Annotated in this window: 22 protein-coding genes and 2 pseudogenes; 11 read left to right on the forward strand and 13 right to left on the reverse strand. The window is 40.6% G+C overall.

Features of this window, described 5'->3' with window-relative positions; genetic code table 11:
* Window positions 1-4: 4 nt before the first annotated feature.
* Window positions 5-1,900, forward strand: a complete 1,896-nt coding sequence (locus FTU12_RS16425) for a YadA C-terminal domain-containing protein (protein WP_257227286.1) — start codon at window positions 5-7, stop codon at window positions 1,898-1,900.
* An 86-nt stretch (window positions 1,901-1,986) separates the two neighbouring features.
* Here FTU12_RS16425 and FTU12_RS05235 read toward each other — a convergent pair whose 3' ends face one another.
* Window positions 1,987-2,469, reverse strand: a complete 483-nt coding sequence (locus FTU12_RS05235) for a copper resistance protein NlpE (RefSeq protein ID WP_180007485.1) — start codon at window positions 2,467-2,469, stop codon at window positions 1,987-1,989.
* Between the two features lie 281 nt (window positions 2,470-2,750).
* Between FTU12_RS05235 and FTU12_RS05240 the strand changes: the two genes are divergently transcribed.
* Window positions 2,751-3,329 (forward strand): 1-acyl-sn-glycerol-3-phosphate acyltransferase, encoded by a 579-nt coding sequence (locus tag FTU12_RS05240; RefSeq protein ID WP_180113908.1) that lies wholly within the window; start codon window positions 2,751-2,753, stop codon window positions 3,327-3,329.
* Between the two features lie 94 nt (window positions 3,330-3,423).
* Here the strand turns inward: FTU12_RS05240 and FTU12_RS05245 are convergent, their stop codons facing one another.
* Window positions 3,424-3,753: a hypothetical protein gene (locus FTU12_RS05245; protein WP_078189873.1), complete on the reverse strand. Its 330-nt coding sequence runs from the start codon at window positions 3,751-3,753 to the stop codon at window positions 3,424-3,426.
* A 190-nt stretch (window positions 3,754-3,943) separates the two neighbouring features.
* Window positions 3,944-4,681, reverse strand: coding sequence for a sulfite exporter TauE/SafE family protein (locus tag FTU12_RS05250; RefSeq protein ID WP_180113909.1), 738 nt, complete (start codon window positions 4,679-4,681; stop codon window positions 3,944-3,946).
* A gap of 198 nt (window positions 4,682-4,879) precedes the next feature.
* Between FTU12_RS05250 and FTU12_RS05255 the strand changes: the two genes are divergently transcribed.
* On the forward strand, window positions 4,880-5,362 hold the full coding sequence (locus FTU12_RS05255) for a hypothetical protein (RefSeq protein WP_180113910.1): 483 nt from the start codon (window positions 4,880-4,882) through the stop codon (window positions 5,360-5,362).
* Between the two features lie 56 nt (window positions 5,363-5,418).
* Here FTU12_RS05255 and rsmD read toward each other — a convergent pair whose 3' ends face one another.
* Together rsmD and mrdA are read right to left on the reverse strand one after the other, a co-directional pair.
* On the reverse strand, window positions 5,419-5,970 hold the full coding sequence (rsmD, locus tag FTU12_RS05260) for a 16S rRNA (guanine(966)-N(2))-methyltransferase RsmD (protein ID WP_180003957.1): 552 nt from the start codon (window positions 5,968-5,970) through the stop codon (window positions 5,419-5,421).
* 3 nt (window positions 5,971-5,973) lie between these two features.
* Window positions 5,974-7,995: a penicillin-binding protein 2 gene (gene mrdA / locus FTU12_RS05265; protein WP_180007489.1), complete on the reverse strand. Its 2,022-nt coding sequence runs from the start codon at window positions 7,993-7,995 to the stop codon at window positions 5,974-5,976.
* 234 nt (window positions 7,996-8,229) lie between these two features.
* Between mrdA and FTU12_RS05270 the strand changes: the two genes are divergently transcribed.
* The 4 genes from FTU12_RS05270 (at window position 8,230) to FTU12_RS05285 (ending at window position 11,157) form a co-directional block, all read left to right on the forward strand.
* The gene (locus FTU12_RS05270) at window positions 8,230-8,748 is read left to right on the forward strand and encodes a hypothetical protein (RefSeq protein ID WP_078192958.1); all 519 of its coding nucleotides are present in this window, start codon (window positions 8,230-8,232) and stop codon (window positions 8,746-8,748) included.
* Between the two features lie 64 nt (window positions 8,749-8,812).
* A complete protein-coding gene (locus FTU12_RS05275; protein WP_168378316.1) occupies window positions 8,813-10,129 on the forward strand; it encodes a hypothetical protein in 1,317 nt (438 codons plus the stop codon).
* An 84-nt stretch (window positions 10,130-10,213) separates the two neighbouring features.
* Window positions 10,214-10,873: an adenylate kinase gene (gene adk / locus FTU12_RS05280; protein WP_180020699.1), complete on the forward strand. Its 660-nt coding sequence runs from the start codon at window positions 10,214-10,216 to the stop codon at window positions 10,871-10,873.
* Window positions 10,874-10,959: 86 nt separating this feature from the next.
* Window positions 10,960-11,157 carry a hypothetical protein gene (locus tag FTU12_RS05285; RefSeq protein WP_078189865.1) on the forward strand — a complete coding sequence of 66 codons (198 nt, stop codon included), beginning with the start codon at window positions 10,960-10,962 and terminating at the stop codon, window positions 11,155-11,157.
* Between the two features lie 56 nt (window positions 11,158-11,213).
* Here FTU12_RS05285 and nth read toward each other — a convergent pair whose 3' ends face one another.
* A complete protein-coding gene (gene nth / locus FTU12_RS05290; RefSeq protein ID WP_180113911.1) occupies window positions 11,214-11,903 on the reverse strand; it encodes an endonuclease III in 690 nt (229 codons plus the stop codon).
* A 2-nt stretch (window positions 11,904-11,905) separates the two neighbouring features.
* Complete coding sequence (locus FTU12_RS05295) at window positions 11,906-12,700, reverse strand: RnfABCDGE type electron transport complex subunit B (protein WP_180113912.1); 795 nt, start codon at window positions 12,698-12,700, stop codon at window positions 11,906-11,908.
* 330 nt (window positions 12,701-13,030) lie between these two features.
* Here FTU12_RS05295 and gdhA point away from each other — a divergent pair, with 330 nt between their 5' ends.
* A complete protein-coding gene (gene gdhA, locus FTU12_RS05300) occupies window positions 13,031-14,377 on the forward strand; it encodes an NADP-specific glutamate dehydrogenase (RefSeq protein ID WP_227591817.1) in 1,347 nt (448 codons plus the stop codon).
* A 621-nt stretch (window positions 14,378-14,998) separates the two neighbouring features.
* Here the strand turns inward: gdhA and FTU12_RS05305 are convergent.
* The 3 genes from FTU12_RS05305 to rlmH form a co-directional block, all read right to left on the reverse strand.
* Complete coding sequence (locus tag FTU12_RS05305; RefSeq protein ID WP_180040690.1) at window positions 14,999-15,775, reverse strand: META and DUF4377 domain-containing protein; 777 nt, start codon at window positions 15,773-15,775, stop codon at window positions 14,999-15,001.
* 168 nt (window positions 15,776-15,943) lie between these two features.
* A complete protein-coding gene (locus FTU12_RS05310; protein ID WP_180055791.1) occupies window positions 15,944-16,720 on the reverse strand; it encodes a dioxygenase in 777 nt (258 codons plus the stop codon).
* A 137-nt stretch (window positions 16,721-16,857) separates the two neighbouring features.
* Window positions 16,858-17,340, reverse strand: a complete 483-nt coding sequence (rlmH, locus tag FTU12_RS05315; RefSeq protein WP_180073241.1) for a 23S rRNA (pseudouridine(1915)-N(3))-methyltransferase RlmH — start codon at window positions 17,338-17,340, stop codon at window positions 16,858-16,860.
* A gap of 203 nt (window positions 17,341-17,543) precedes the next feature.
* Between rlmH and FTU12_RS05320 the strand changes: the two genes are divergently transcribed.
* Window positions 17,544-18,455 (forward strand): M20/M25/M40 family metallo-hydrolase, encoded by a 912-nt coding sequence (locus FTU12_RS05320; RefSeq protein WP_180113916.1) that lies wholly within the window; start codon window positions 17,544-17,546, stop codon window positions 18,453-18,455.
* A gap of 415 nt (window positions 18,456-18,870) precedes the next feature.
* Here FTU12_RS05320 and lon read toward each other — a convergent pair whose 3' ends face one another.
* The 3 genes from lon to FTU12_RS05335 form a co-directional block, all read right to left on the reverse strand.
* Entirely contained in the window at window positions 18,871-21,297 is a 2,427-nt protein-coding gene (gene lon, locus FTU12_RS05325; RefSeq protein WP_180026668.1) for an endopeptidase La, read from the reverse strand.
* 147 nt (window positions 21,298-21,444) lie between these two features.
* The gene (locus tag FTU12_RS05330; RefSeq protein WP_180026669.1) at window positions 21,445-22,032 is read right to left on the reverse strand and encodes a 5-formyltetrahydrofolate cyclo-ligase; all 588 of its coding nucleotides are present in this window, start codon (window positions 22,030-22,032) and stop codon (window positions 21,445-21,447) included.
* 306 nt (window positions 22,033-22,338) lie between these two features.
* On the reverse strand, window positions 22,339-22,713 hold the full coding sequence (locus FTU12_RS05335) for a diacylglycerol kinase (RefSeq protein WP_168378310.1): 375 nt from the start codon (window positions 22,711-22,713) through the stop codon (window positions 22,339-22,341).
* Window positions 22,714-23,085: 372 nt separating this feature from the next.
* On the opposite strand from FTU12_RS05335, the pseudogene FTU12_RS05340 reads away from it, so the two are divergent.
* Both FTU12_RS05340 and FTU12_RS16430 read left to right on the forward strand, forming a co-directional pair.
* Window positions 23,086-23,817: pseudogene (locus tag FTU12_RS05340) on the forward strand (MBL fold metallo-hydrolase); the annotation flags it as partial.
* Between the two features lie 132 nt (window positions 23,818-23,949).
* Window positions 23,950-24,085 (forward strand): annotated as a pseudogene (locus FTU12_RS16430) (hypothetical protein); the annotation flags it as partial.

A 24,085-nucleotide genomic window follows, 5' to 3' on the forward strand; every position in this document is an offset into this window, starting at 1 on the left:
TTGTATGAAATTTCAGAAAACACTTCTAGCAGCAAGCTTAGCAGTCGCAGCAGTAACAGCAAACGCAGCAGTAGTACCAGCTAACCCAGTTCAAGTAACTGAGAATTTAGTAAACGGCAATCCAATTTATGATAACTTTTATGATAATTCACCAGTATCTGGTTTAGTTCAAGCACCTGTATATGGCGAAATTGCTACTGCTATGAACGTTGCATCGGGTACGAATGTTCACGAAGCGAATATGTTTTTGCCTCAAGTTAATCCTATTGAAAACTTTGCTAATGAATTAATTGGTTTTGATTTAGGCTCTCAAGAATTAACAAACACAACTAATCCTGGCACCTCAGTAGAATATGATGTGTTCAAATATACAAGTGGGACAACTGAAATCTACCGCTTCCAAAACCCTGTAACGGGTGCTTATACTGGTTACTATACAGTTGAAGCAGATGGTACTCTAAAAGAATACAAAGGTACTGTTGATGTAGATACCCTTGAAAAAGGTGGTAAAATTGCCGGTACTACAGCATCTACAGATGTAGTTGGCTTTGAAAATAAAGTTTTGAATGGTGAGCATGTTCTTTATGGTTATCAAGGTGCTACTTTAGAAAATGCTGGTGGTGTTAATGGTACAATTATTGCACCAGATGGTACAATTCAGACTGTAACAGGCCTCTTCCCAGCTAATAGTGGTGTGGTTAATGACGTGCGTTATGTACAAACAGGTATTTTAGCAAATACTGGTGGTGTAAATGCATCTGGTGAATTAGATCCTTCTAAAAACATCTATGGTGTTAGTGCGCGTGATAACAATAAAGTTACGATGTTAACTGGTAATGGTATTGCATTGGCAGATCTTGCTAATAAAGGTGTGTTAATGACTGATGGCAGTATTGTTAGTCAGGTTGCTGTTAATCCAACACAATCAGCTGTTCAAAAAACACGTCAATATGACTTAGCAAATGGTAAAACTGTTGTTGAAGTTTATAATGATGATAAAGGTGTAGAACCATCTTTCTATGAGCTAACAGCTTCAGGTGATTTAATCGCTTATACTGGTGCTGCTCCAACAGCAGGTTCTCATATCAAAACTGGTACAGCACAAGATACTTCTGGTGAATTTATCATCTCTAAAGTACATAATACTGTAACAAGTCAGCAAGTTCGTTATAGCGAATCAAATTATAAAGAGCAACAAACAAATATCCAAGCAGGTATTACTACTGCTGGTGCAAATACCACGGATATCGATGCAGTTTATAGCGATCGTGCGGAAATTGAAGGTACTCGTACTGAACAGTATGTTGCTTCAGGTGTAATTGGTAAAAATGCCGACGGTTCTAACAAATATGGTACTGAAGTTGTAAAAACTGATGCTACTGGTACACAAAAAACTGAAATTACAGCAGGTGGTATTAATACAACTGGCGTAATCAATGCTGCTGACTATCAAATCGGTGGTGTAAGTATTGTTGAAGGTATCAAATCATCAGTTGATACAGCTGTAGCAGGAGCAACAGAAGCTATCGATGCTAAAGTTGCTGAAGTAGACACTAAAATTGTTGAAGTTGACGCTCGTTTAACTCAATTCAATACTACTGCTGCTAATTTAAATTCACGTGTTGATCAATTAAATTCACGTGTTGATGACGTAGAAAAAACTGCTTACCGTGGTGTGGCAATTGCATTAGCTGCTCAACAACAAATTCCTAACATCGGTGCTGGTCAATTCGCAGTATTTGGTGGTGTAGGTCACTATGAAGGTGAGTCTGCTGGTGCTTTAGGTGTTGCAAGCGTATTCGCTGATGGCCGTACTTCTGTAAGTGCTGCTCTTGGTTTCGCTGGCGGTAACGAAGTTGGTGGCCGTGTAGGTGTTTCATATGTGTTTGGCGGAAAATAATTAACCCGTTGATACATTTGGATTAAACAAAAAATCCCCGCTACTTGCGGGGATTTTTTTATAACAATCCTATTTAGAGTAAAACACTAATCAAGCTTTTTGGTGAGTTTAAGATTTACTTCAGGCATTTCTAGTTTTTCACCTTTATCACCACGAAGCTCAATAAAGTTTTCACCTACAAAGTAAATTCGATTGTCGCCCTCGGCATCAAGTTGAATCATCCCAGGTTGATCTGGCAAAAACTTAAAACTGCCTTTTACTTTATTTTCAGTGTTTGCAGGTTTGCCTAAAAACTCTTGGCTAAGCTCGTAGCTTTTATCGAGTTTGAGTTCAAGCTCAGTTTCAATCCCTTTGCAATCATGGCAAGGCAGAATCCCTTTATATTCACCTGCCCAATCAAGTGCATTTTCGGTGTTATCACCTGTGGCAATCGGGCTTTCTGAGGCAGCGTCCGTATTGGCAATGACATTATTATCTGGGGGTGTCGCAGTTTCAGATTCATTGCTGGTCTTTGAGCATGCCGTTAGGGTTGCACTGACCATACAGAGAGCGAGCATTAGTTTTTTCATGAGATTTATACACCGTACGTACCCAATATAATGCTAAGCGTGACTATTATTGCGCAAGAAAAATAGCCTATTCCTGTTAACAATTGTGTGTTTGGTTAATGGGTCAAAACTGAAATTTGTTTTTTAATAATTCGTAAATGAAAAAATATTGGTGACTTACCTAAAAGTGAACGCTAAAGGACATTTATATATTAATTGGTGAATAACTGAACAATATAGGCTTTTATAATTATTTTGCGTTGTTAAACTCTGCGGCATAGAAAAAACTGTCGGTGCAAATTGTGTTTGAAAAAACAGCGGAAAAAAGTCTTAACTTAATGGGGTGGCAAATTGATAACCATTGGGATTTAAATATTGACCAATGTGTCATGATTGCAGCGCCACATACCAGTAATTGGGATGCACTTTATGCACGCCTTGCCCTGAAAGCTTTAGGGGTAAATGTTCGTATCACGATTAAAGACAGTTATATGAAATTTCCGTTTGGACCTTTTGTACGTGCTATGGGCGGAATTGGTATTAATCGTCGTCCAAAACAAGATGGTGAAGCACGTCAAAGTATGGTTGAGCTGATGGCTGACTTGTTCAAGCATCATCCAAAATTGGTCATGTTGGTGACGCCAGAAGGGACACGCGCCAAACAAGAGAAGTGGAAAACTGGTTTTTACCATGTTGCTATGCAAGCGGGTGTGCCGATTGCTTTAGCCTATATGGACTATGCGCAGAAAAAGACTGGGGTGGGTAAAATTGTTTATCCTACAGGCGATTATGAAAAAGATATGGCTGAAATCATGGCTTTTTACGCGCAAATACATGCCAAATTTCCTGAAAAATTCAGTGTCGATACACGCTATCACTAATCCAACAATCCAAAAAAAAGGACAGCATCGGCTGTCCTTTTTTATGTTTAGATTCTTCTATTTAGATTCTTCTGTTTAGATTTTTATATTGAAATTAATCATTAAAATCGGGATGGATGCCGCCCAGATTTTGACATGCCGCCTTATAAATTATGTATTGCTGATCAACTACATCGATGAGCGGGATACGAAATAATTTTTCGCCTTCTTTATAGCTGTCGATATATGACACGACCTTTTGTTTGCTTGATGCCAGTTTTTCTTCATGAAAACTTGTAATCGAGCTATGAGTCATATGTGAACTTTCAATATTATTGCATTGAAAATGTGAGAGTAGTTTTTCAGCTTTTTTAATTTCGCTGGACGTGCCAAACATACAGCCGCTAAGCAGAGTCACACCTGCAAGCAGGATGAACTTTTTCATGGTTTTATTTTAAGCAAAATTATGAGGTGCAATATTCTATTAATTTTCGTCAAAAAAATTAATCATTTTTTTACCATTTGGCTAATTTTTATTTAAATGTGAACTGTGTCATTGTTACAAGATGTGAATGTCTAACTGAAAAGGCTTTTTGTTAGAACAATTTGGACAAATATCTTTATATTATGAGTCATCAGGTTAAGACACTCATCGTTACCAAAAAGCAGCCTGAAGAAAATAATAGTCCTAACACGATATGCTTAAATTGGCGTTCTGAAGTGCGATAAAAAAGTTTGGCACCAAAAATCACTGGAAAAGCCATAATCACCAAAAGCACGGCTAAATAGGGCAGATGTTCACGATGGATGATCCCTTGTAGCAGATAGCTAATGAGTGTGACGAGCTGAATGGCTAAATTGAAATGTCGCAAAATATAGCGTTGTTCTGCTTTGGGTGTATTTTTCAGCATGAGCCATGCAGAGGGTAATGCACCACAAAAGCCTCCAAGCCCCCCCAAGATTCCAGCAATATATCCAATACTAGAATCCGCCCATTTCCCTGATTTTTGGATGAATGAAAATTTAGGATTAAAAAATAAAATTGGGCACCAAAACATTAAAAAAGCGCCCAAAACCAATTTAAATGTATCTGGATTAATGCTGTCTAATAAATACGTACCGAGCGGTACACCTAAAATTCCTGCAATTAAATAGGGATAAATGATATTTTTATTGATCGGAATGCTTTTGCGTTCTGATGATAATGAGATGAAGTGGCTATAAACTGAAGCGCAGACCACCAAGGGTGCTGCTATTTGCGGGGGAAGTATCCAAACCCAAAATGACATTGCGATAAGGGCGAATGCAAACCCTGTTAATCCTTGTACGAATCCCGCAAAGATGGCACCAAGAATAAAAATCAGCCAAGTCATTAAATTACAGCTTTGAAATACGTGGCGCTATTGTAGTGAATTTTTCTATATAAATGTGGCTGACTGAGCAAATGAAGAAAATTGGATGTCAAACCATGAATAAAACATGAATGTTTAAATACAGCAGATGTACACAGACTTCCGATTGAATTTATTTCGATAAGTGAAAATGCCCTTCATCAAAGAGGAGTGCTACACATGCTTAAACAAGTTGCTTTGCTATCTGTGGTTGCAGTTACATTTACAGGGTGTGTCGTGGCGCCATTTGATGATGGCCGATACCATTCGAATCAATATGGCTATGCAAATCAATATGGTTATTCAGGTCAATATGGTGGTTCAAACGGACAGCGCTATGACTCAAGTCAGCGTTATGACCGTTCATATGGTCGAGTGAATAACCCGCAACATCGACCAAACGCACCACGACAGAATTCGAATAGCCGTCCAGACAATATATATAAACCAAATGCGCATAAACCGAATGTACAGAATCCTTCATCTCAGCGTCCGTCTAATGTGCATCGTCCAAGCTCAAAGCCTCAGACTTCGGCTAAACCCAATACAAGCAAGCCCCAGCAGCAAAAACCACAGCAACAACGTCCAAAAGTGACGCACGTGGATAAAGTTAAAACCACAGGTGGATTTAACAGCCAGCGTCCACTTCGACCACAGGTTTAATGATTTTCAAGTAATAAAAAAGGACGCATTGACGTCCTTTTTTGTGTGCATTTACATTAAGCCTTTTTATATAAGCCTGCACACACCGTCCCAGCTTTGGTTTGTTTGATTTGCTGCCAACTGCTCGGGAGTTTTAACTGAGCAAGATCACGATCAGCTTCGATATAAATTAAACCATTGTCTGCAATGCACGGATCGACCAATTCAGCAAGTTCTTGCCATAAATCAAGACTATATGGTGGATCTAAGAAAATCAGATCAAATTGGTCTTTCAAGTTAGGAATGGCTTGTTGTGCCGTCATGTTTTTGAGTTGCGCACGTTGTTTGCTAACTCTTAAAAGTTCTAAATTGTCCATGAGAAACTTCGCTTGGGTGCGATCAGGTTCAATTAAAACGGCTTCTGCTGCGCCACGTGAGAGTGCTTCAAACGACAAAGCACCTGAACCTGTACACAGGTCGAGAACTTTGGCATTTTGAACATCCCACATGAGCCAGTTAAATAATGTCTCGCGGACACGGTCAGGTGTAGGACGTAAACCATCAATATTGGCAAAAGGCAGTTGACGGCGTTTCCATTCACCCCCAATGATTCTTAATTGATTTTTCATGAATTATTCCTCATCGGTTGCATGTGCGGCACTGGCAGCACGAGGTGTTGTATTTGCACTATTGTTCTGCTGTGCAGTTGGGCTTGCATTTGGGTCGGCTGATAAAATATTCGAGCCGCTTGGTAACTCACTCGGTTTTAGACCCGCAGTCATGAGACCACCGCTAATTTGATGGCTAGCAGGACGAATTGGATTCTTTTTACGTGTTAATAACCAGTAGTCAAACATTGGTTTAGCAATTTGAGCAGCAGAACCACCGTGACGACCATTTTCCCAAACGACGGCAATCGCAATTTCAGGTTTTTCCGCAGGGGCAAAACCAACAAATAAACCATGGTCAAGCTGACGCTCTGTCAATAAAGATTCGTTATAGCGTTTACCTTGGGCAATACTTTTAACCTGTGCGGTGCCTGTTTTACCTGCGATTTGATACATTGGGGTACGAATACCACGACCGGTCCCTGTTTGAACCACATCAATCATGGCATCACGCATTTTAATCCAATCATCTGGCTTACCATTAAATTGAATGCGACCATTCGGGGCGTTATGGACTTTATGAACCTTAGCGCCTTTACTTTCACGCAAAACGTGAGGTGTAACATGTGAGCCTTGATTGGCGGTAATAGCAGTCGCCATCGCCAGTTGTAATGGTGTTGCAGTAAATGCACCCTGACCAATACTGACGGAAATCGTTTCACCTTTGAGCCAATTGGACTTCCGTGTGCGGAGCTTCCATTCAGGATTTGGATATAGCCCCGTACTTTCACTTGGTAAATCTACACCGGTTTTTTCACCGAAGCCAAACTGACGCATCCAAGTATTCATTTTTTCAATGCCCATACGATAGGACAAGACATAGAAATAGGTATCGCAGGAAATGACTTGAGCTTTGTGTAAATTAACTGAGCCATGACCAGTTTTTTTGTGGTCACGGAAACGATGGCTGTCACCCGGAAGCGTGAAATAGCCCGGATCTGAAATGGCAGTACTCCAATCCACTAGACCATAATGAATACCACCTAGACCAAACATTGGCTTAATCGTTGAACCCGGTGGATAAGCCCCTTGTACAGCACGGTTATATAAAGGTTGATCGAGGCTATCACGCAGTTCAGAATAATCTTTGCTGCTAATTCCGGTAACAAATAAATTGGGGTTAAAACTAGGACTGGACACAAGAGCAAGAATTTCTCCAGTACGTGGGTCAATCGCCACAATTGCACCACGTCGATCTGCAAGCTGCTCTGAAGCGACCATTTGCAGTCCATAATCTAGGGATAAATATAAGTCATTACCACGAATCGGATCTTTACGACCTAGATGACGTAACACATTACCAAAGGCATCGGCTTCAACCGACTCATTTCCCGGCATACCGTGTAAAAGTTCTTCATATGATTTTTCAACGCCAATTTTACCGATCAGGTTTGAGCCAGCGTATAAATCTTTATCAATCGTTTTTAGTTCTTTGTCATTAATACGACCTACGTAGCCAATCACATGGGCAAACAGTTCGCCATGTGGATAGTAGCGAGTCATTTGGGTCTCTATATTGACACCTGGGAATTGATATTTCACCTCACTAAAACGGGCGATATCATTTTCATTTAAATTCAGTTTAATCGAAACACGTTCAGTCTTTTTAGAGGTTTTAATCCGACTTTTGAAACGTTCGATGTCTTCATCAGTCAGTTCTAACAGAGGCGTTAGGCGCTCTACCGTATCATCAATGTCTTCAACATCCGCACGGCTCATGGTTGCTGAGAAAACCGGATAATTATCCGCTAATAACACACCATTACGGTCATAGATATAACCACGAGAAGGTGCAAGCGGTTGCAATCGAATTCGGTTTTGATCGGCAGCAGTCGAAAAGGTCTCATAACTTTTGATTTGCAAATATGCATATCGTGCCACAAGCAACAGCATAAAGAAGGAGACAATCCCTATCGAAATCACCACGCGATTACGATAAATCCGCTTTTCTTGCTGGACATTTTTTAAAGGATAATGCTGCTTCATACGCGATCGACTTAAAGACTGAGAGCTAAAATAACGGAAGAGGCATATTCTAGCGCAACTGACATTTTTTTGATAAATAAAAAAGACACTGCTGTGATTGCAGTCTATATTTTGACTTTGCAGACATGAAAAATATGGGGCTTTGTGTATAACAGTTCATATTATTCTGCTAAAGTCGAAACGTATAAAAAAGGAATATTCCAAAAAATAATACTAAGGAAGTTTGTGAAAACAATGAATAAATTATATCCATTGCTTGCATTTATGATGCTCGGAAGCATCGCACATGCCAATGACAATTCATTTTTACCTGAGGCAAAGTTAACAGGTAAGGGTTATCAACCATGGAATGTTGGAGCAGGTTTTACTCAAAAAATTATTCACGTGAATGGTGAGTGGGTAAACCCATATGGCATTGCCTATGCAAAAGCTGGTGTTTTCTTGAACGATGATAAAACACCTGGTGGGCAAGTCGGCTTTCGTTACCCCGTTCATTTCACTGGCAAAGATAAAAATGGTTATTATATCGGAGCTTATGCGGGCCACATCGACTCCAAGAAAGTAGATGGTGAAGATGAAGCGCGTTTAGGTGGTGGTATCGATCTTGCTTATGTGATGTTGAGTGCCGAGCGTATTAGTACGTTTAGTGTAGGCTTGGGTGCGGGTGAAAAATTAGAAGACAAATCAGGTAATGTGATTGTGGAAACCGAACCGAGACTACAAATCTCATATACTTTAAGTTTTGGTTTGTAGTGAAAATAATCAACTTTATTTTATAACCGCACTCACTGAATAAAATTAAATATGGAAGTTATGCATGCTTGAGTACGTTAACGAATTGTGGCAAACCTTTTTGCAACGTCCCGATTTTTGGGCTGTGCTGAGTATTATCCCCGTTACCGCATTCGTTACCTGGGCACACGTTTGGATGGCACTGAAAATGGTGTTTTACCCGATTACTTTCTGGGGATTCCATTTAGGTCCATTACCCGTGGGATGGCAGGGAATTGTGCCAAGAAAAGCTGGACGTATTTCTGGCATTATTACGGATAACACATTGTCTAAATTGGGTTCCTTACGCGAGTTTTTGGATGCAATGGATCCTGAGGATATGGCGCGCATCATTGGTGAACAAGTTGGCTTTGAGCTTGAGCATTTGATTGATGAAGTCATGCTAGACCGAAATGCGGTGCTTTGGGAAAACCTACCGTATTCAATTAAACGCCGTATTTATGCCCAAGCACATAAACAGCTGCCAAATACCTTAAAAGAACTCGTGACCGAACTGACCATGAACGTAGAGTCACTTGTTGACATGCGTGAAATGGTGGTGAGTCAAATGGAAGCGGATCGTCTCTTGATGGTGCGGATGTTCCTTAAAGTTGGCCAGAAAGAAATCAACTTTATTTGGCATATCAGTGCCTTGATTGGGATGTTCTTTGGTATCTTCCAGATGATCGTTTGGTTTGTGGTGCCATGGCATTGGACAGTTCCATTTTGGGCAGCAATCTGGGGCTTTTTGACTAACTGGATTGCCATCTGGATGGTATTTAATCCCATTGAGCCGCACCCTGTTAAGTATTTACAATTATTTGAATTAACTAAAGATCGTAAATTCCCTTGGATTAAACCTGTGATTCCACGTATTGGAACGTACAATGTTCAAGGCGCGTTTATGAAACGCCAAGAAGAAGTTTCGGATGTATTCGCAAGTGTAGTCACAGAAGACCTAATTACGTTAAAATCTATCATGACCGAAATGATGTATGGCGGGAAGAAAGATAAGACCCGTCGCATTGTGAAACGTCATATTAATGAAATTATGGAATCTCCACTGGTTCGTACCTCATTACAGTTGTCTTTAGGTCCAAAAGAGTACGCAAAACTCAAGACAGACTTGATCGATCGCTCAATTGAAATTACGATGGTGCCTGTATGCGACCCTGCGTTTAATGCGAGCCGTGCACAGAAAATCTTTCAAATGTTTAGAGACCGTATTCGTGAGCTAACACCGAAAGAATTTCAAAATCTATTACGTCCTGCATTTCAGGAAGACGAATGGATTTTAATTGTCTTGGGTGGTGTAACCGGTTTTATCGCGGGTACAATACATTTGTTTGTGGCTTTCTTATAATTAGATGCTGGAAGACGATCTGAATCTTGGGTTCAGATCACTACATAGCGTCATATACAATGTTTAAAATGAGGATGTTTTTTTATGCGCATTATATTACTCGGACCACCTGGAGCAGGTAAAGGTACACAAGCTCAGTTGATCTGTAAGCGCTACGATATCCCACAAATTTCAACCGGTGATATGCTCCGTGCTGCGATTCGTGAAGGTACTGAATTAGGTCTACAAGCTAAAAGCGTCATGGACAATGGCGGCCTTGTATCTGATGAGCTTATTATTGGTCTTGTTAAAGAACGCATTGCTCAACCTGACTGTGTTAACGGCTGCATTTTCGACGGTTTCCCACGTACGATTCCACAAGCTGAAGCGCTTGAAAACGAAGGTATCAACATCGATCACGTGATTGAAATTGATGTACCTGACGAAGAAATCGTTCAACGTTTATCTGGTCGTCGTCAACACCCTGCATCTGGTCGTGTATATCACACCGTTTACAACCCACCAAAAGTGGAAGGTAAAGATGACGAAACTGGTGAAGACCTTGTTCAACGTCCGGATGACCAAGAAGCAACAATTCGTAAGCGTTTAGGTTCTTACCACGCTGAAACTGAGCAATTGGTTGGTTTCTACCAAGGTCGTGCAGCTTCTGGCGAAAACGCACCGACTTATGACAAATTAAATGGTCTTCGTCCAATCGATCAAGTTCAAACTGATTTGTTCGCGATTTTAGATCAGTCTAAATAATTCAGCTTTTTTGAATTTTTGACAATCAAAGAGTCCTACTGCATAGTGGGGCTCTTTTTTTATGTGGCTTTTAGGGCGAATCTGTTATGAAATTTGCTTTGGTTATAATGGTCATCATCGCTGTGGCGGTGTTATTGGGCTTATTATTTGTCAGCTTTAAAATGTTGCGTAAGGTGCAAGTGGAAGAAGCAGAGCAAGCTAAACTGAACCCTAAGCAATATCGCTTACATCCAAAGCTGCAGCAAGAGTTTGATAAAAAACAGAAAGAACAAGATAAAAATTAATCATCAATTTGATCAATTGATTCTTACAAATTCCATCTAGCCCGAAATTGAAGAGATTAATCTTCAATTTGGGTGGTTTTAATCGGTCTTAATGCGCCAAAGTCAAAACGGTCAGGCCAATTACATACATCAGACACGATGCATTCATCGCATTTTGGTTTGCGGGCAATGCAGCAATAGCGTCCATGTAAAATCAGCCAATGATGTGAATCGACGATAAATTCTTTAGGAATCACTTTGACGAGTCGGTGTTCGACTTCCAGAACATTTTTGCCGATAGCCAATCCTGTACGATTACCTAAACGAAAAATATGCGTATCAACGGCCATGGTCGGTTGACCAAAAGCAGTATTCAGCACCACATTTGCAGTTTTACGACCGACACCGGGTAAGGCTTCCAAATCTGCACGATTATTCGGAACGATGCTGTTATGCTTCTCAATGAGCATCTTGCAGGCTTTGATGACATTTTCCGCTTTAGAGTTATACAGGCCAATGGTCTTGATATATTCCTTCAGACCGTCAACACCCAGCGCATAGATAGCTTCAGGAGTGTTTGCCACTGGAAAGAGCTTGTCTGTGGCTTTGTTGACACTGACATCTGTGGCCTGGGCAGATAGGGTAACAGCCACTAAAAGTTCAAATGCACTACTATAATTGAGTTCGGTTTTCGGGTTGGGGCGTTGCTCACGTAAGCGTTCAAAAAAAGTTTGAATTTGCTTCTTAGTCATGTTTTTAACAGCCATGATTAAGCCCCTTGCAGTTGTGTTAAATGTTGCGTGAGCGTATGGAGTAACTCACGTTTTTTTACATCGTCTCGAACACTGAGCTGTTTTTCTAACTTTTTGATTTGTGTTCGAATTTTAGCAAGTTCAATGGTGGTTTTTGCATCGAGCTGCACGACTGGCGTAGTTGGTTTTTCTACGACTTCAATGACCGGTACCGAGTCTGTCTGGGTCGAAAATTGGGCAAACAGTTCCGTGTCAATTTCTGCGCGTACAACAGGGCCTTTACGATGAATTCGGCGCTTTTCCTCACGTTGAATATGTGCATAGTAGCGGCGACGTAAATCATTCTGTTCTGCGATTCGAACAGGTTCAGATGGCACTTGATCAAGCTCTTCGATAAGGTCGATACAATCCACTGGACACGGTGGGATGCAGAGTTCGCAGCCCGTACATAAATCCGTCAAGACCGTATGCATCAATTTGCCTGAGCCAATAATGGCATCAACAGGGCAGGCACTGATACATTTGGTACAACCAATGCATTCATCCTCACGAATCACGGCTTTGACCCGTTGCGGTCGTCCATCACTTTGGATTGGCCAAACACTGGCTTCTGCAATTAAGTGTGATCGATTTAATAACGCTGCCAGTGCATCTGCCACAGGTTGACCACCGGGTACACATTTATTGGCTTCTTCTCCTTCACTGATGGCTTTGGCATAGGGTAAGCAGCCGTCACGGTGTCCACAGAGTCCACATTGAGTTTGTGGCAATAGGGCATCAATTTGTTGGATGAGGGAAATTTCAGAAGTCATGGGTAGTCGCGGGTACAAATGAAGGCAGAGAAAAATCAAAGAGGACGTTGAATTCTAGCATGTTTCAGTATGAATTGCTGTGCGCAAAAATGGGTCTAAAGATGCATCATAAATGAGCAAAATAATTCATTAAAACATTCCTAAAAGTAATAATATTTATAACTAAAATATCTAAATAATCAATTTAAATTGCTGTTCTTTAAAGAATTTAAAGATTTTTTAAAAAAACTATTGCTGATTAGTTACAAAAGATATTTAATATTTTGCGCCAAAATATATCTTTGATCAAAATTGTGATCGATTTTGATCCATACATCTGCTGAGGATTAAGTGTTGAAATATAACAGCCTTAACGACTTCCTAGACTACGTTAAAACACGTGATGAACATCAACCTGAATTTCTTCAAGCTGTTGAAGAAGTGATGACGAGCCTTTGGCCATTCATCGAAAAGAACCCACAATATGCTGACTACGGTTTGCTAGAACGTCTTGTTGAGCCTGAGCGTGCAATTCAGTTCCGTGTTTCATGGGTAGATGACAAAGGTCAAACTCAAGTTAACCGTGCTTTCCGTGTTCAATACAACTCAGCAATTGGTCCATTCAAAGGTGGTATGCGTTTCCACCCATCAGTGAACCTTTCAATTCTTAAATTCTTAGGTTTTGAACAAACTTTCAAAAATGCTTTAACTACACTTCCTATGGGTGGTGGTAAAGGTGGTTCAGATTTTGACCCTAAAGGTAAATCTGAAGGCGAAATCATGCGTTTCTGCCAAGCATTAATGATCGAATTATACCGTCATCTTGGTTCTAACACTGACATCCCTGCGGGTGACATCGGTGTAGGTGGCCGTGAAGTTGGCTACATGGCTGGTATGATGAAAAAATTAAGCAATGACACAGCATGTGTGTTCACTGGTAAAGGTTTAACTTTCGGTGGTTCACTTGCGCGTCCTGAAGCAACTGGTTACGGTACTGTGTATTTCGCTGAGGAAATGCTAAAAACTCGTGGCGATAGCTTTAAAGATAAAGTTGTAACGATTTCGGGTTCTGGTAACGTTGCACAATACGCTGCTGAAAAAGCAATGTACTTAGGTGCGAAAGTGGTTTCACTTTCTGACTCAGCTGGTACTGTATACGTGAAAGACGGTTTCACAACTGAACTTCTTGCTGAAGTAATGGAATTGAAAAACGTTAAGCGTGGCCGTATTTCTGAATTTGCATCTAAGCACGGTTTTGAATATTTAGAAGGTCAACGCCCTTGGTCAATCAAATGTGATATCGCACTGCCATGTGCAACTCAAAATGAATTAGATGAAGCTGATGCTGAAGCTCTTCTTGCTAATGGCGTAATCTGTGTTGCTGAAGGCGCAAACATGCCATCTACTTTGGCTGCAGTTGAGAAATTCGTTGAAGCGAAAATTCTTTATGCACCAGGTAAAGCTTCAAATGCAGGTGGTGTTGCAACTTCTGGTCTTGAAATGTCTCAAAACGCAATTCGTTTGGGTTGGACTTTCGAAGAAGTTGACGAGCGTCTACACGCGATCATGAAAGAAATTCACCGCAACTGCGTGAAATACGGTACTGAAGAAGATGGTACTGTGAACTATGTAAACGGTGCGAACATTGCAGGCTTCGTAAAAGTTGCTGACGCAATGCTTGCTCAAGGCGTTTACTAAGTTCTCCGTAAGTTGAACTGAAAACCGAGGCTCAAGCCTCGGTTTTTTTATGGCTGAATGGTTTGGAATATATTGGATTGTTAATTAGTGCTCATCAGGGTAAGTTGGATTTCGCTATCCATAACACTGAAGTGAAAATTTAAGGGTTGGTCGAGCAAACGTTTAAAAATGAAGCCCTGACCGATGTAACTGTGTGCTGAACTTCAGTGTACTCCCTACATCTCCTATAAAACGCAAAGTATGCTTTTCTACATCATAATTGTGGCCAATGTAATTACGGCCACTAAGAATGTCATACTGCCATCGTTAATTTGAGTGTGGTTTGGGGGGGGCGTTATTCTTTACGAGACCCGATTCTTTTGAGTTAATTGTTCTGCTTCAAAATCATGTAAATCAGTAATTCGCTGTATGCCTTTAAAAATATAGGTCTGTTGATTGCGATTCTTCAGGATGAATTCAGGCAGGGCATTTTGCTTTTGTAGTAGCTTTAAATTTACATCGCTAAAGCATTGGCTGAACATTACATCGTGATTTGAAAACTTTGCACGGCTGATTAGCGTTTGCAGTTGTGAAGATATAAAAAAACCGAGGCGATGACCTCGGTTTTTTATCGGCTGTAACTTACAACGTACCTTTTACGGCTTCACGTTCGACTGACATATCAAAAATATAGGCATATTTTGATTGGTCAGCAGCAGGGTTTTTACGTTCAAAACGTTTTACGCGAATAATTTGGCGTTCTGCAGGAGTGTGCTTAAAGCCTTCAATTTGATCGTAAAATAAAGTCCAGTCTTTATCAACTTGTGTTTTTAAGCCTTTTTCATCGTACTTCACTTCACGTACTTGTAAGCAAGTTTGTGGAGCAACACCTGTACATTGTTTGGTTTCAGGGCTGACTTCAAGGAAAATTGTTTCGCCTTGTGAGTTGTACTGGGTTTCAGGTGTTAATTTTCCAGTGAAAACCAGTTTCTCACCTGTTGCAGAAATAATCGTTAACGTTGGATTTTGTGGATCTGTGGTATTTAAAACAAAAGGTGCTTTACGGTCACTAAAGAGTGAAGATGCAAGTCCTTCTTGTTTCATCGCATTATCAGGACATGCCATCATGGTAGATGCAATGTTGCCTGTTACAAGTGTATTGTGTTCCACTTTCCATTGGGTTGACATGCTATTACAGCTGGTTGAAATACCCAAAGTGCCATTTTCTAGAAAATTTAAAACCAAAGGTTTTGGTGCATTTTCAGTGGTGGTGCTCCATTGATATGAAGCTAAAGTTTTATCAGCATTTTGTTGTTGTAATACGCTCACGGCTAAATCTCCAGCTTTTTGGATATCGCTTGATTGACATGCTGCAAGGACTAAAGGGAAGAGGGCGATCGCTAAATATTTTAATTTCATTACGCTAACTGTTCTAAGTGAATTTCAGCCTGTAGCATAACCCATTCATTTTAAAAGAATATGAATACATTCAGCTCAAATAAGTAGCAAAATGTATCCATAAATAATAATTTGTTAACTTATTAATATAAATTATGAATAAGTCAAGCTATCAAGTTTATTTCACGTTTAATCAAAACGATAAATATCCATACCCAGCGAACCCATACTAAAGCTACTGTGAACAATAGAGAAGCGGGGGCCTGCACCCATCGCAAAGAAGATGGGTGCAAAATGTTCAATGGTCGGATGGTTGCGTTGTACAAACGGGATATTTTGCCAATCGAGAACTGCATCAAAATCTTGATGAGTGAGCTTATTGACCACAAAATTACGGAATGTAGATGCCCACTCAGGCACGGTTGCTGCACGTCCATCCCAAGCCAATTCACGTAAGTTATGAGTAATACTGCCCGATCCAATCAACAGGATTTGCTTGTCACGTAAAGGTGCGAGCGTTTGTCCAATTTTATAGATCTCTTGCGCAGACATAGTCATCGGCAGCGATATTTCAATCACAGGAATGTCTGCATCAGGATACATATGCAACAACGGCATCCAAACGCCATGATCACGTGGACGAGTGCTGTTGGCATGTGCCGATAATCCTGCATTGGCAAGTAAATGAAGAATTTCTTCTGCAAGCTCTGGGTTACCCGGTGCTGGATAACGAATATCATAAAGTTCCGCAGGGAAACCACGGAAGTCATGCCAAGTTTCAGGACGGGCACTGGTACTTACTTCTAGTGCGTTACTTTCCCAATGTGCGGACATGATAATAATGGCTTCCGGTTTTGGAAGATTCAGGCTTAAACGTTCCAACGCAGGACCGACTTGCTCAGGATTGATGGCAAGCATAGGTGAGCCATGGGAAATAAATAAACCTGGAAGTGTATGTAAATTCATCGCGGTCGCCGTTGGTTGTTTAAAGGAATATGATGATCATGCACTATATTATTCAGCGTAACAATTCGGATAATTTCAACGGTTTGTTTCATTGTTGCAACGCTGTAACTGCTGTATACGCTGGATGTTAGTTCGGATTAACCCGCACGATGGTAAGGGTGATTATGATTAATACTCATTGCACGGTATAGCTGTTCGATGAGCATGACACGAACCATTGGGTGTGGCAAAGTTAGTTTAGACAAAGACCAATGCCATGCTGCTGCTTTACGTACCGCCTCAGAATGTCCATCTGGCCCACCAATGGCTAAAACCACATCATTGCCTTCAAGCATCCAGCCTTTCATGGTTTCAGCTAGTTTTTCGGTACTAAACTCACGACCACCGACTTCTAAGGCGATCAGCACTTCATTCGATTTCATGGCATTTAAAATGCTGTCACCTTCAATTTGACGGTATTTTAAAATGTCGGTTTCTGAATCGTTTTTGCCACGTTTGGCCATAGGCAGTTCAATGATCTGCGTTTGAACAAAAGGCTGAATACGTTTGAAATAATCTTCAAAACCCGTCAGAACCCATGCTGGCATTTTTTGACCGATTGTCAGAATACGAATTTTCATACAGCGCCTGAAAGTATACAAAAGAGTATTATAACGGTTCGCTTGCGCTTTGTATGTTCAGACACAATTTGCAATTGAAATCGTGTTCTGCTTGCTGTTTAAATACGCAGCATAAACAGATTAGATCAAAGATGAAAATTGGAATAATAACAATGAAAAAAACATGGCAGGACGGTAAATTATTTTTGCTCAAGCAAGCAGCAATGCTTTTAATTTTTGGATGGTGTTCATTTGCGGCGTATGCCAACAATATTAGAACCGCTGAACCAGATAATTTAAAAGTCTATTTAGAACAAATTATTGGTAATGAAGCTGAATATCGTAACTATAAGAACATTCAAGAGTTAAATAGGGTGTCTGCTTGGATTCGTGAGCAGATGCGTTTATTTGGTGTGAATTGCCGTTTTCAAACCTATACCGTAAATAGCCAACCATACCGGAATGTGGTCTGTCCCTTAAATGCAGGGCATAGCAACCGAGTGATCATTGGCGCGCACTACGATGTATTTGAGGAGCAGCATGGCGCTGATGATAATGCTTCTGGCGTTGCAGGTGTACTCGAAGCTGCTCGGATTCTTTCGGCTGAAAAAGCGCGTTTAAAACAAAATATTGAATTTGTATTTTATACCCTCGAAGAACCGCCATATTTTAGAACAGAGTCGATGGGCAGTTTTATCCATGCAAAATCGGTAGCAAAGGAAAAGGATAAAATTTCAGGTGTGTATATTCTGGAAATGATTGGTTATTTTGATCCCAAAGTCACCCAAGAATATCCAGTTGGACTGAAATGGATTTATCCATCACATACGAATTTTATTGCATCGGTGGGGAATATTCAGTCTCGTGACTTAACCTCATCGTATTGTGCTGCGATGGAGTCATTGAAGCAGTTGCAATGTGAACGCTTGATTTCACCCTCATTTATTCAGGGTGTGGATTTTTCAGATCATATGAATTATTGGCAATTTGATATGCCGGCGATGATGATCACTGATACGGCATTTTATCGTAATAAGCACTATCACACCGAGCAAGATACCTTGGATAAATTAAACTTAGACAAGATGGCTCAAGTGATCGATGGTTTGGTGAAAACCATTTTAAATTTGAAATAGCATGTCTTTAAAAACATGACATAAAAAACGCAGCCCCGAAAGCCTGTGGACTGCGATAAAAGGTCATCTACCTGGAGATGCAGATGACCATCTTGTTCCAATGATCATCACGCTTTTAAACGTGATTGGAACCAATAAAGAAACATACAGCGCGTATATCTCTCTACTATATATGTGGGATAGAGGGAGATATTTCAAGTAATAGCATGCAAATTTTGTAAGACTTTCTTATTGGCTATTACTGATCTTGACGTCGAATTTGAAATAGTTATCCAATTAAAGGTTGTAGCTATTGTCTTGAGTCTTGTCATAGCGATGGATTTGAACGACAAGTTTAGAATATTCAGTATGAATAATGGATAAAAAAAGCCCTGTCGAAACAGGGCTTTTTTCTTTTATTGCGAGTTGTTAGCGCTTAGTGACGAGCAGCTTTGCCACCTTCAGTTGCTTTGACAATCGGTGTCTTTGCAAGAGGTTTAGGCATATCAACCAAGGCTAGAGGTAAAATCTCATCAATCGATTTCACTGGTTTAATTTCTAGACCTTCTTTGACATTGTCTGGAATCTCAGTCAAGTCACGAACGTTATCTTGTGGGATAAAGACAAGCTTGATGCCACCACGGTGAGCAGCGAGAAGTTTCTCTTTTAAACCACCAATGCGCATTGCACGGCCACCCAGACTGGTTTCACCGGTCATCGCAATATCTGGACGAATCGCAATGCCTGTAAACGCTGAAACAAGTGCGGTAGTTAGGGCTAGACCAGCAGATGGGCCATCTTTCGGTGTTGCACCTTCTGGTAAATGCACGTGTACATCAGTTTCTTCAAAGCGAATCGCTTCAATACCCAGTTCATCTGCACGGGTACGTACAACGGTCATCGCTGCTGTGATCGATTCTTTCATGACATCGCCAAGAGAACCGGTGGTAATGAACTTGCCTTTACCTTTTACTGCCGCAACTTCAATCGTTAGCAGTTCACCACCAACAGATGTCCATGCCAAGCCATTTACACGACCCACTTCAGCTTCTTCTTCGGCCATACCGAAGTCGAATTTGTGTGGACCTAAGTAGTCAGGAAGATTTTTCGAATTCACTTCAATTTGAAGATTTTTCGATTTCTTACTAACAGCTTCTTTCACGACTTTACGTGCAATTTTAGATACTTCACGTTCTAAGCTACGCACACCGGCTTCACGTGTATAACGTTGTACGATATCGCGGATGGCTTCTTCGTGAACGGTTAATTCTTTCGCACGTAGACCATTGTTCTTGATGGCTTTTGGAACAAGGTAACGTTCAGCAATATTCACTTTTTCATCTTCGGTGTAACCCGGTAGACGAATCACTTCCATACGGTCAAGCAAAGCTTCTGGAATATTCATGCTGTTTGCAGTACAGATGAACATCACTTCAGAAAGGTCTAGATCAAGATCTAAGTAGTGATCATTGAACTTGCTGTTTTGTGATGGATCTAGGACTTCAAGCAATGCTGAAGCAGGGTCGCCACGATAGTCTTGCGCCATTTTGTCAATTTCATCGAGTAAGAACAGTGGGTTCTTTACTCCAACTTTAGTCAAAGACTGCACAATTTTACCCGGCATCGCACCGATATATGTACGACGGTGACCACGGATTTCAGCTTCGTCGCGCACGCCGCCAAGCGCCATACGGACAAATTCACGACCAGTTGCTTTGGCAACAGATTCACCGAGTGAAGTTTTACCTACACCTGGGGGACCAACTAAGCAAAGAATTGGACCGCGAAGTTTTTTCACACGTGATTGAACAGCAAGGTATTCCACAATGCGGTCTTTCACGTCGTCTAAACCATAGTGATCGGCATCAAGAATGTCTTGAGCTTTCGCAAGGTTAATGCTGACTTTGCTGGCTTTGTTCCAAGGCGTATCTAAAATAACTTCTAGATAGTTACGCACGACAGCAGCTTCGCTCGAAGCAGGTTGCATTGCTTTTAGCTTACGGAACTCATTTTCAGCTTTTTTACGTACATGTTCAGGTAAATCGGCTTCAGTTAGACGTTTTTCAATTTCTGCAACGTCATCCTCACCACCGCCATTCATATCAGAAAGTTCGCGTTGAATGACCTTCATTTTTTCATTTAAGAAGTATTCACGCTGATTCTTTTCCATTTGGCGTTTCACAGAATCATGTAAGGTTTGCTCAATTTGCTGCTCTTCTGACTGTTGTAATAAATACGTCATGAGCTCAGCTAAATGTGCTTCAAATTCATCATGCTCTAAGAATTTTTGTTTTACATCAATATTCAAAGGCACGCGTGTTGCTACGAAGAATAATAATTGTAGCAAATCATCAATTTTATTGGCTGCTGCAATCAATTCACGTGCGTTACGCAATTTTGCTTCTGCATATTGAGCAAATAAGGTGCGTAATTCTTCCACACGATTATTCTGAGTTTCTGAGTCAACAGAAACCGTCATTGGGCTTAATGAATGCTCGGCAGTCAGGTAATCATCGGCATCGATAATTTTTTCTAACTTGGCACGATATAAGCCTTCAATCAGTACTTTTATACAGTTTTCATCATTCTCATGATTCACAACTTGCACAATCTTCGCGACAGTACCGTATTGATATAAATTGTCGTGATCAATTTCTTCTGTAAGCGAATCTTTTTGTGCAACTACGAATACAAGATTGTCACTGTCACGTGCGACATTGACTGCATTGATCGACTTTTCACGACCCACAAACAGTGCAATTTGCATGTGAGGATATACAACCACATCTCGTAGCGCTAAGAGCGGTAATACGCTCGGAATTGTAGTTTCCAAGCTTTCTTCATTCATAATAATCTCAGACATGGGCACTCCTAATGAGTGACAACGGTGTTGCCATGTTTTTTATAGTGATGTGTATTTTTTAAATTACAAGGGTCATGCCAATTAAAATGTATAAAAAATGACTAAATATGTGATTTATAAGTGTAACTCAGTGTCAAGAATATCAAATTAACGTTTGAAGCTTAAAGTTTGAGATGGGCTAATAAAGCCATCTAGCGGTTGATCCCATGCCTCTCGGACCAAAGAGTCTTGAATGAGTTGAAAATCATGACCAAGTCCTAAACGGTAGGGGGTAGAGTGGGCTGTTGCTAATGTTTTATCGTAGAAGCCACCCCCCATACCAATACGTGTGCCGTACTTGTCGCAAGCGAGCAAGGGCATAATTAAAAGGTCAAGATGAGAAACATGCTTCCCACGACTTGCCATGGGTTCTTTCATACCGAGTGGGTGATGAGAAAAACGTTTACTAATGTATTGATGACGTGAGATTTCAACCCAAACCAGTTGCTGATTCATGTTGCAAATCATGGGTAAATACACGTGTTTTTGATGCGAAAAACAGTAGTGGATAAGCTTTTGAGTGTGAATTTCACCAAATGCATGTAAATAAACGCCTATATGCTGACTGCGCTTAAAATAACTATGTCTGATTAAGCGCTGTAGGACTTGTTGTTCAGCTTGTCGTTGCTCCCATAGGTTTAGGCTACGACGCTGCTTACGGAGTTGTTTACGAAGGCTGGTGGTGCTCAAAGTCATGGTTCATTTCAAAGTAGCACAAAATTCTCAAAGGCATTTTAACGTGTTCAAGCTTAAAAGTCCGAAAAAATAGGTTTTATCTTTTCTTGTAAAAGCGTCCTTAAGAAGCGGTCTGCTCAATGAATGTGTATCTATTTTCCCCCCTCTAATCTTGTTTAAGCCAATGATTTCATAGTTTGAATTTTTGGCTTATTTCGATGGATCAGTAGATGTGCATAGGGACGCGTAAATTTTACTTAAAAAACAGAAATAAGGAATTAAAAAAAGCAGGGCATAACCCTGCAAATAGAGTGAGACAGCCTTTATTTAAGGCAAAAGGATAATAAACCAAGTAAAAAAGATAATTGCTAAAGCAACGAATTGAGCGGCACTCCCCATATCTTTTGCAATTTTAGAAAGTGGATGCTTGTCTAAAGATACGCGGTCGACAACGGCTTCAATGGCAGAATTGAATAACTCAACTATCAAGGCAAATAAGCACACCACTACCATAAGGGCATGTTCAGCACGACTCACATCGAGAAAATAACTGGTAGGAATAAGCACAATATTCATCCAGACAATTTGTCGAAATGCAGCTTCATTTTGATAAGCAGCTTTGAATCCGTCGAGGGAATATTGCGTTGCATTTAAAATTCGTTTAAATCCAGATTTGCCTTTAAACGGGGAAATTTCACTCATAGCACTGTACAGACGTATAGATTTAAAAACTGGCGAAAATATAGCATGCCAAGCTTAAAGTTTTCTTGCATTCAGTTTTTATTTTATTGGGCCTAAAAATTTAAGGGGATTTACATAAGCCTGTATCAAGTTAGTGCTATGTTTATTCATTATTAGACTTAAAATTTGCCTGAATTTCAGGCACAATACAGGCGTTTAAAATTTTTAATTTTGAAGCCTTTGCTTCATTGCATGAAATAATAAAAGTGATATAGGTCAACAATGAAAAACTTTAGTTTTGCTGTGCTTGCAGCAACACTTTTAACCAGCCAGTTTGTCAGTGCAGAGCCGGCAGTTATTCAAACGGAAATCAAAACGAATGTGACACAGCCCATGGGATTTTATCCTTTCCAAGTGGGTGCATATAAAGTCATTGCTTTAAAAGATGGGACACTCGAATTAAGTCCTGATTTATTTAAACAAAATTTAACTCCAGAAGAAGTCAGTGCCTTATTTCAAAAGCTTGCGGTTGATCAGAGCAAAGGCATACAAACCAGTGTCAATGCCTATCTGATTGATGATGGACAAGGTGGCATCAGTCTTGTTGATAGTGGTGCAGCCAGTTGTTTTGGTCCGAACTTAGGATCTATTGCACAAAATATTGAAGCAGCTGGCTATAAGCTTAATCGCGTACGCAGTGTTTTCTTAACCCATTTACATCCTGATCATGCATGTGGCATTGCGAAACAAGGTAAGGCTGTGTTTCCAAATGCAACGATCTACGTCAATGAACAAGAAAGTCAGTATTGGTTAAGTGAAAGCACCGTCGACACTTTAGCTACCGAAAAACGTGAAGGTTATTTAGCGACCGTTGCGAAAATTAAAGCTGCGATTGCGCCTTATCAAACCATGCGGAGTTTTAAGACTTTTAGCGTTGGTTCTGTGATTAATGGATTAGAAGTACTACCGAGTGTTGGGCATACACCAGGGCATTATTCTTTTATCTTAAAGTCGCAAGCTAAAAGTTTTGCTATCCTCGGTGATGTGGTTCATTCGTATCATTTACAGTTTGAACAACCCAAGTTATCTGTCGATTTTGATGTCGATCCGGTCAAAGCCAGTGAAACTCGTTTAGCAATTTTTAAACGTTTTGCTCAAGAGCAAACCTTCGTTGCATTTGCACATTTACCATTTCCGGGTATTGGTAAAATTAGTGAAATGAATGATGGTCAGTTCCGTTGGAACCCGCTAAATTTAGCTCCGACAGCTCCGACAGCTCCGACAGCTCCGACAGCTCCGACAGCTCCGACAGCTCCGACAGCTCCGACAGCTCCGACAGCTCCGACAGCTCCGACAGCTCCGACAGCTCCGACAGCTCCGACAGCTCCGACAG

The sequence above is a fragment of the Acinetobacter sp. YH12063 genome (assembly GCF_013419715.1).
GTDB lineage: Bacteria > Pseudomonadota > Gammaproteobacteria > Pseudomonadales > Moraxellaceae > Acinetobacter > Acinetobacter amyesii.

Coding starts and splice junctions, on each gene's coding strand:
- FTU12_RS16425 (WP_257227286.1), top strand. CDS start 5: ATGAAATTTCAGAAAACACTTCTAGCAGCAAGCTTAGCAGTCGCAGCA.
- FTU12_RS05235 (WP_180007485.1), bottom strand. CDS start 2,469: ATGAAAAAACTAATGCTCGCTCTCTGTATGGTCAGTGCAACCCTAACG.
- FTU12_RS05245 (WP_078189873.1), bottom strand. CDS start 3,753: ATGAAAAAGTTCATCCTGCTTGCAGGTGTGACTCTGCTTAGCGGCTGT.
- FTU12_RS05250 (WP_180113909.1), bottom strand. CDS start 4,681: ATGACTTGGCTGATTTTTATTCTTGGTGCCATCTTTGCGGGATTCGTA.
- FTU12_RS05255 (WP_180113910.1), top strand. CDS start 4,880: ATGCTTAAACAAGTTGCTTTGCTATCTGTGGTTGCAGTTACATTTACA.
- rsmD (WP_180003957.1), bottom strand. CDS start 5,970: ATGAAAAATCAATTAAGAATCATTGGGGGTGAATGGAAACGCCGTCAA.
- mrdA (WP_180007489.1), bottom strand. CDS start 7,995: ATGAAGCAGCATTATCCTTTAAAAAATGTCCAGCAAGAAAAGCGGATT.
- FTU12_RS05270 (WP_078192958.1), top strand. CDS start 8,230: ATGAATAAATTATATCCATTGCTTGCATTTATGATGCTCGGAAGCATC.
- FTU12_RS05275 (WP_168378316.1), top strand. CDS start 8,813: ATGCTTGAGTACGTTAACGAATTGTGGCAAACCTTTTTGCAACGTCCC.
- adk (WP_180020699.1), top strand. CDS start 10,214: ATGCGCATTATATTACTCGGACCACCTGGAGCAGGTAAAGGTACACAA.
- FTU12_RS05285 (WP_078189865.1), top strand. CDS start 10,960: ATGAAATTTGCTTTGGTTATAATGGTCATCATCGCTGTGGCGGTGTTA.
- nth (WP_180113911.1), bottom strand. CDS start 11,903: ATGGCTGTTAAAAACATGACTAAGAAGCAAATTCAAACTTTTTTTGAA.
- FTU12_RS05295 (WP_180113912.1), bottom strand. CDS start 12,700: ATGACTTCTGAAATTTCCCTCATCCAACAAATTGATGCCCTATTGCCA.
- FTU12_RS05305 (WP_180040690.1), bottom strand. CDS start 15,775: ATGAAATTAAAATATTTAGCGATCGCCCTCTTCCCTTTAGTCCTTGCA.
- FTU12_RS05310 (WP_180055791.1), bottom strand. CDS start 16,720: ATGAATTTACATACACTTCCAGGTTTATTTATTTCCCATGGCTCACCT.
- rlmH (WP_180073241.1), bottom strand. CDS start 17,340: ATGAAAATTCGTATTCTGACAATCGGTCAAAAAATGCCAGCATGGGTT.
- FTU12_RS05320 (WP_180113916.1), top strand. CDS start 17,544: ATGCTTTTAATTTTTGGATGGTGTTCATTTGCGGCGTATGCCAACAAT.
- lon (WP_180026668.1), bottom strand. CDS start 21,297: ATGTCTGAGATTATTATGAATGAAGAAAGCTTGGAAACTACAATTCCG.
- FTU12_RS05330 (WP_180026669.1), bottom strand. CDS start 22,032: ATGACTTTGAGCACCACCAGCCTTCGTAAACAACTCCGTAAGCAGCGT.
- FTU12_RS05335 (WP_168378310.1), bottom strand. CDS start 22,713: ATGAGTGAAATTTCCCCGTTTAAAGGCAAATCTGGATTTAAACGAATT.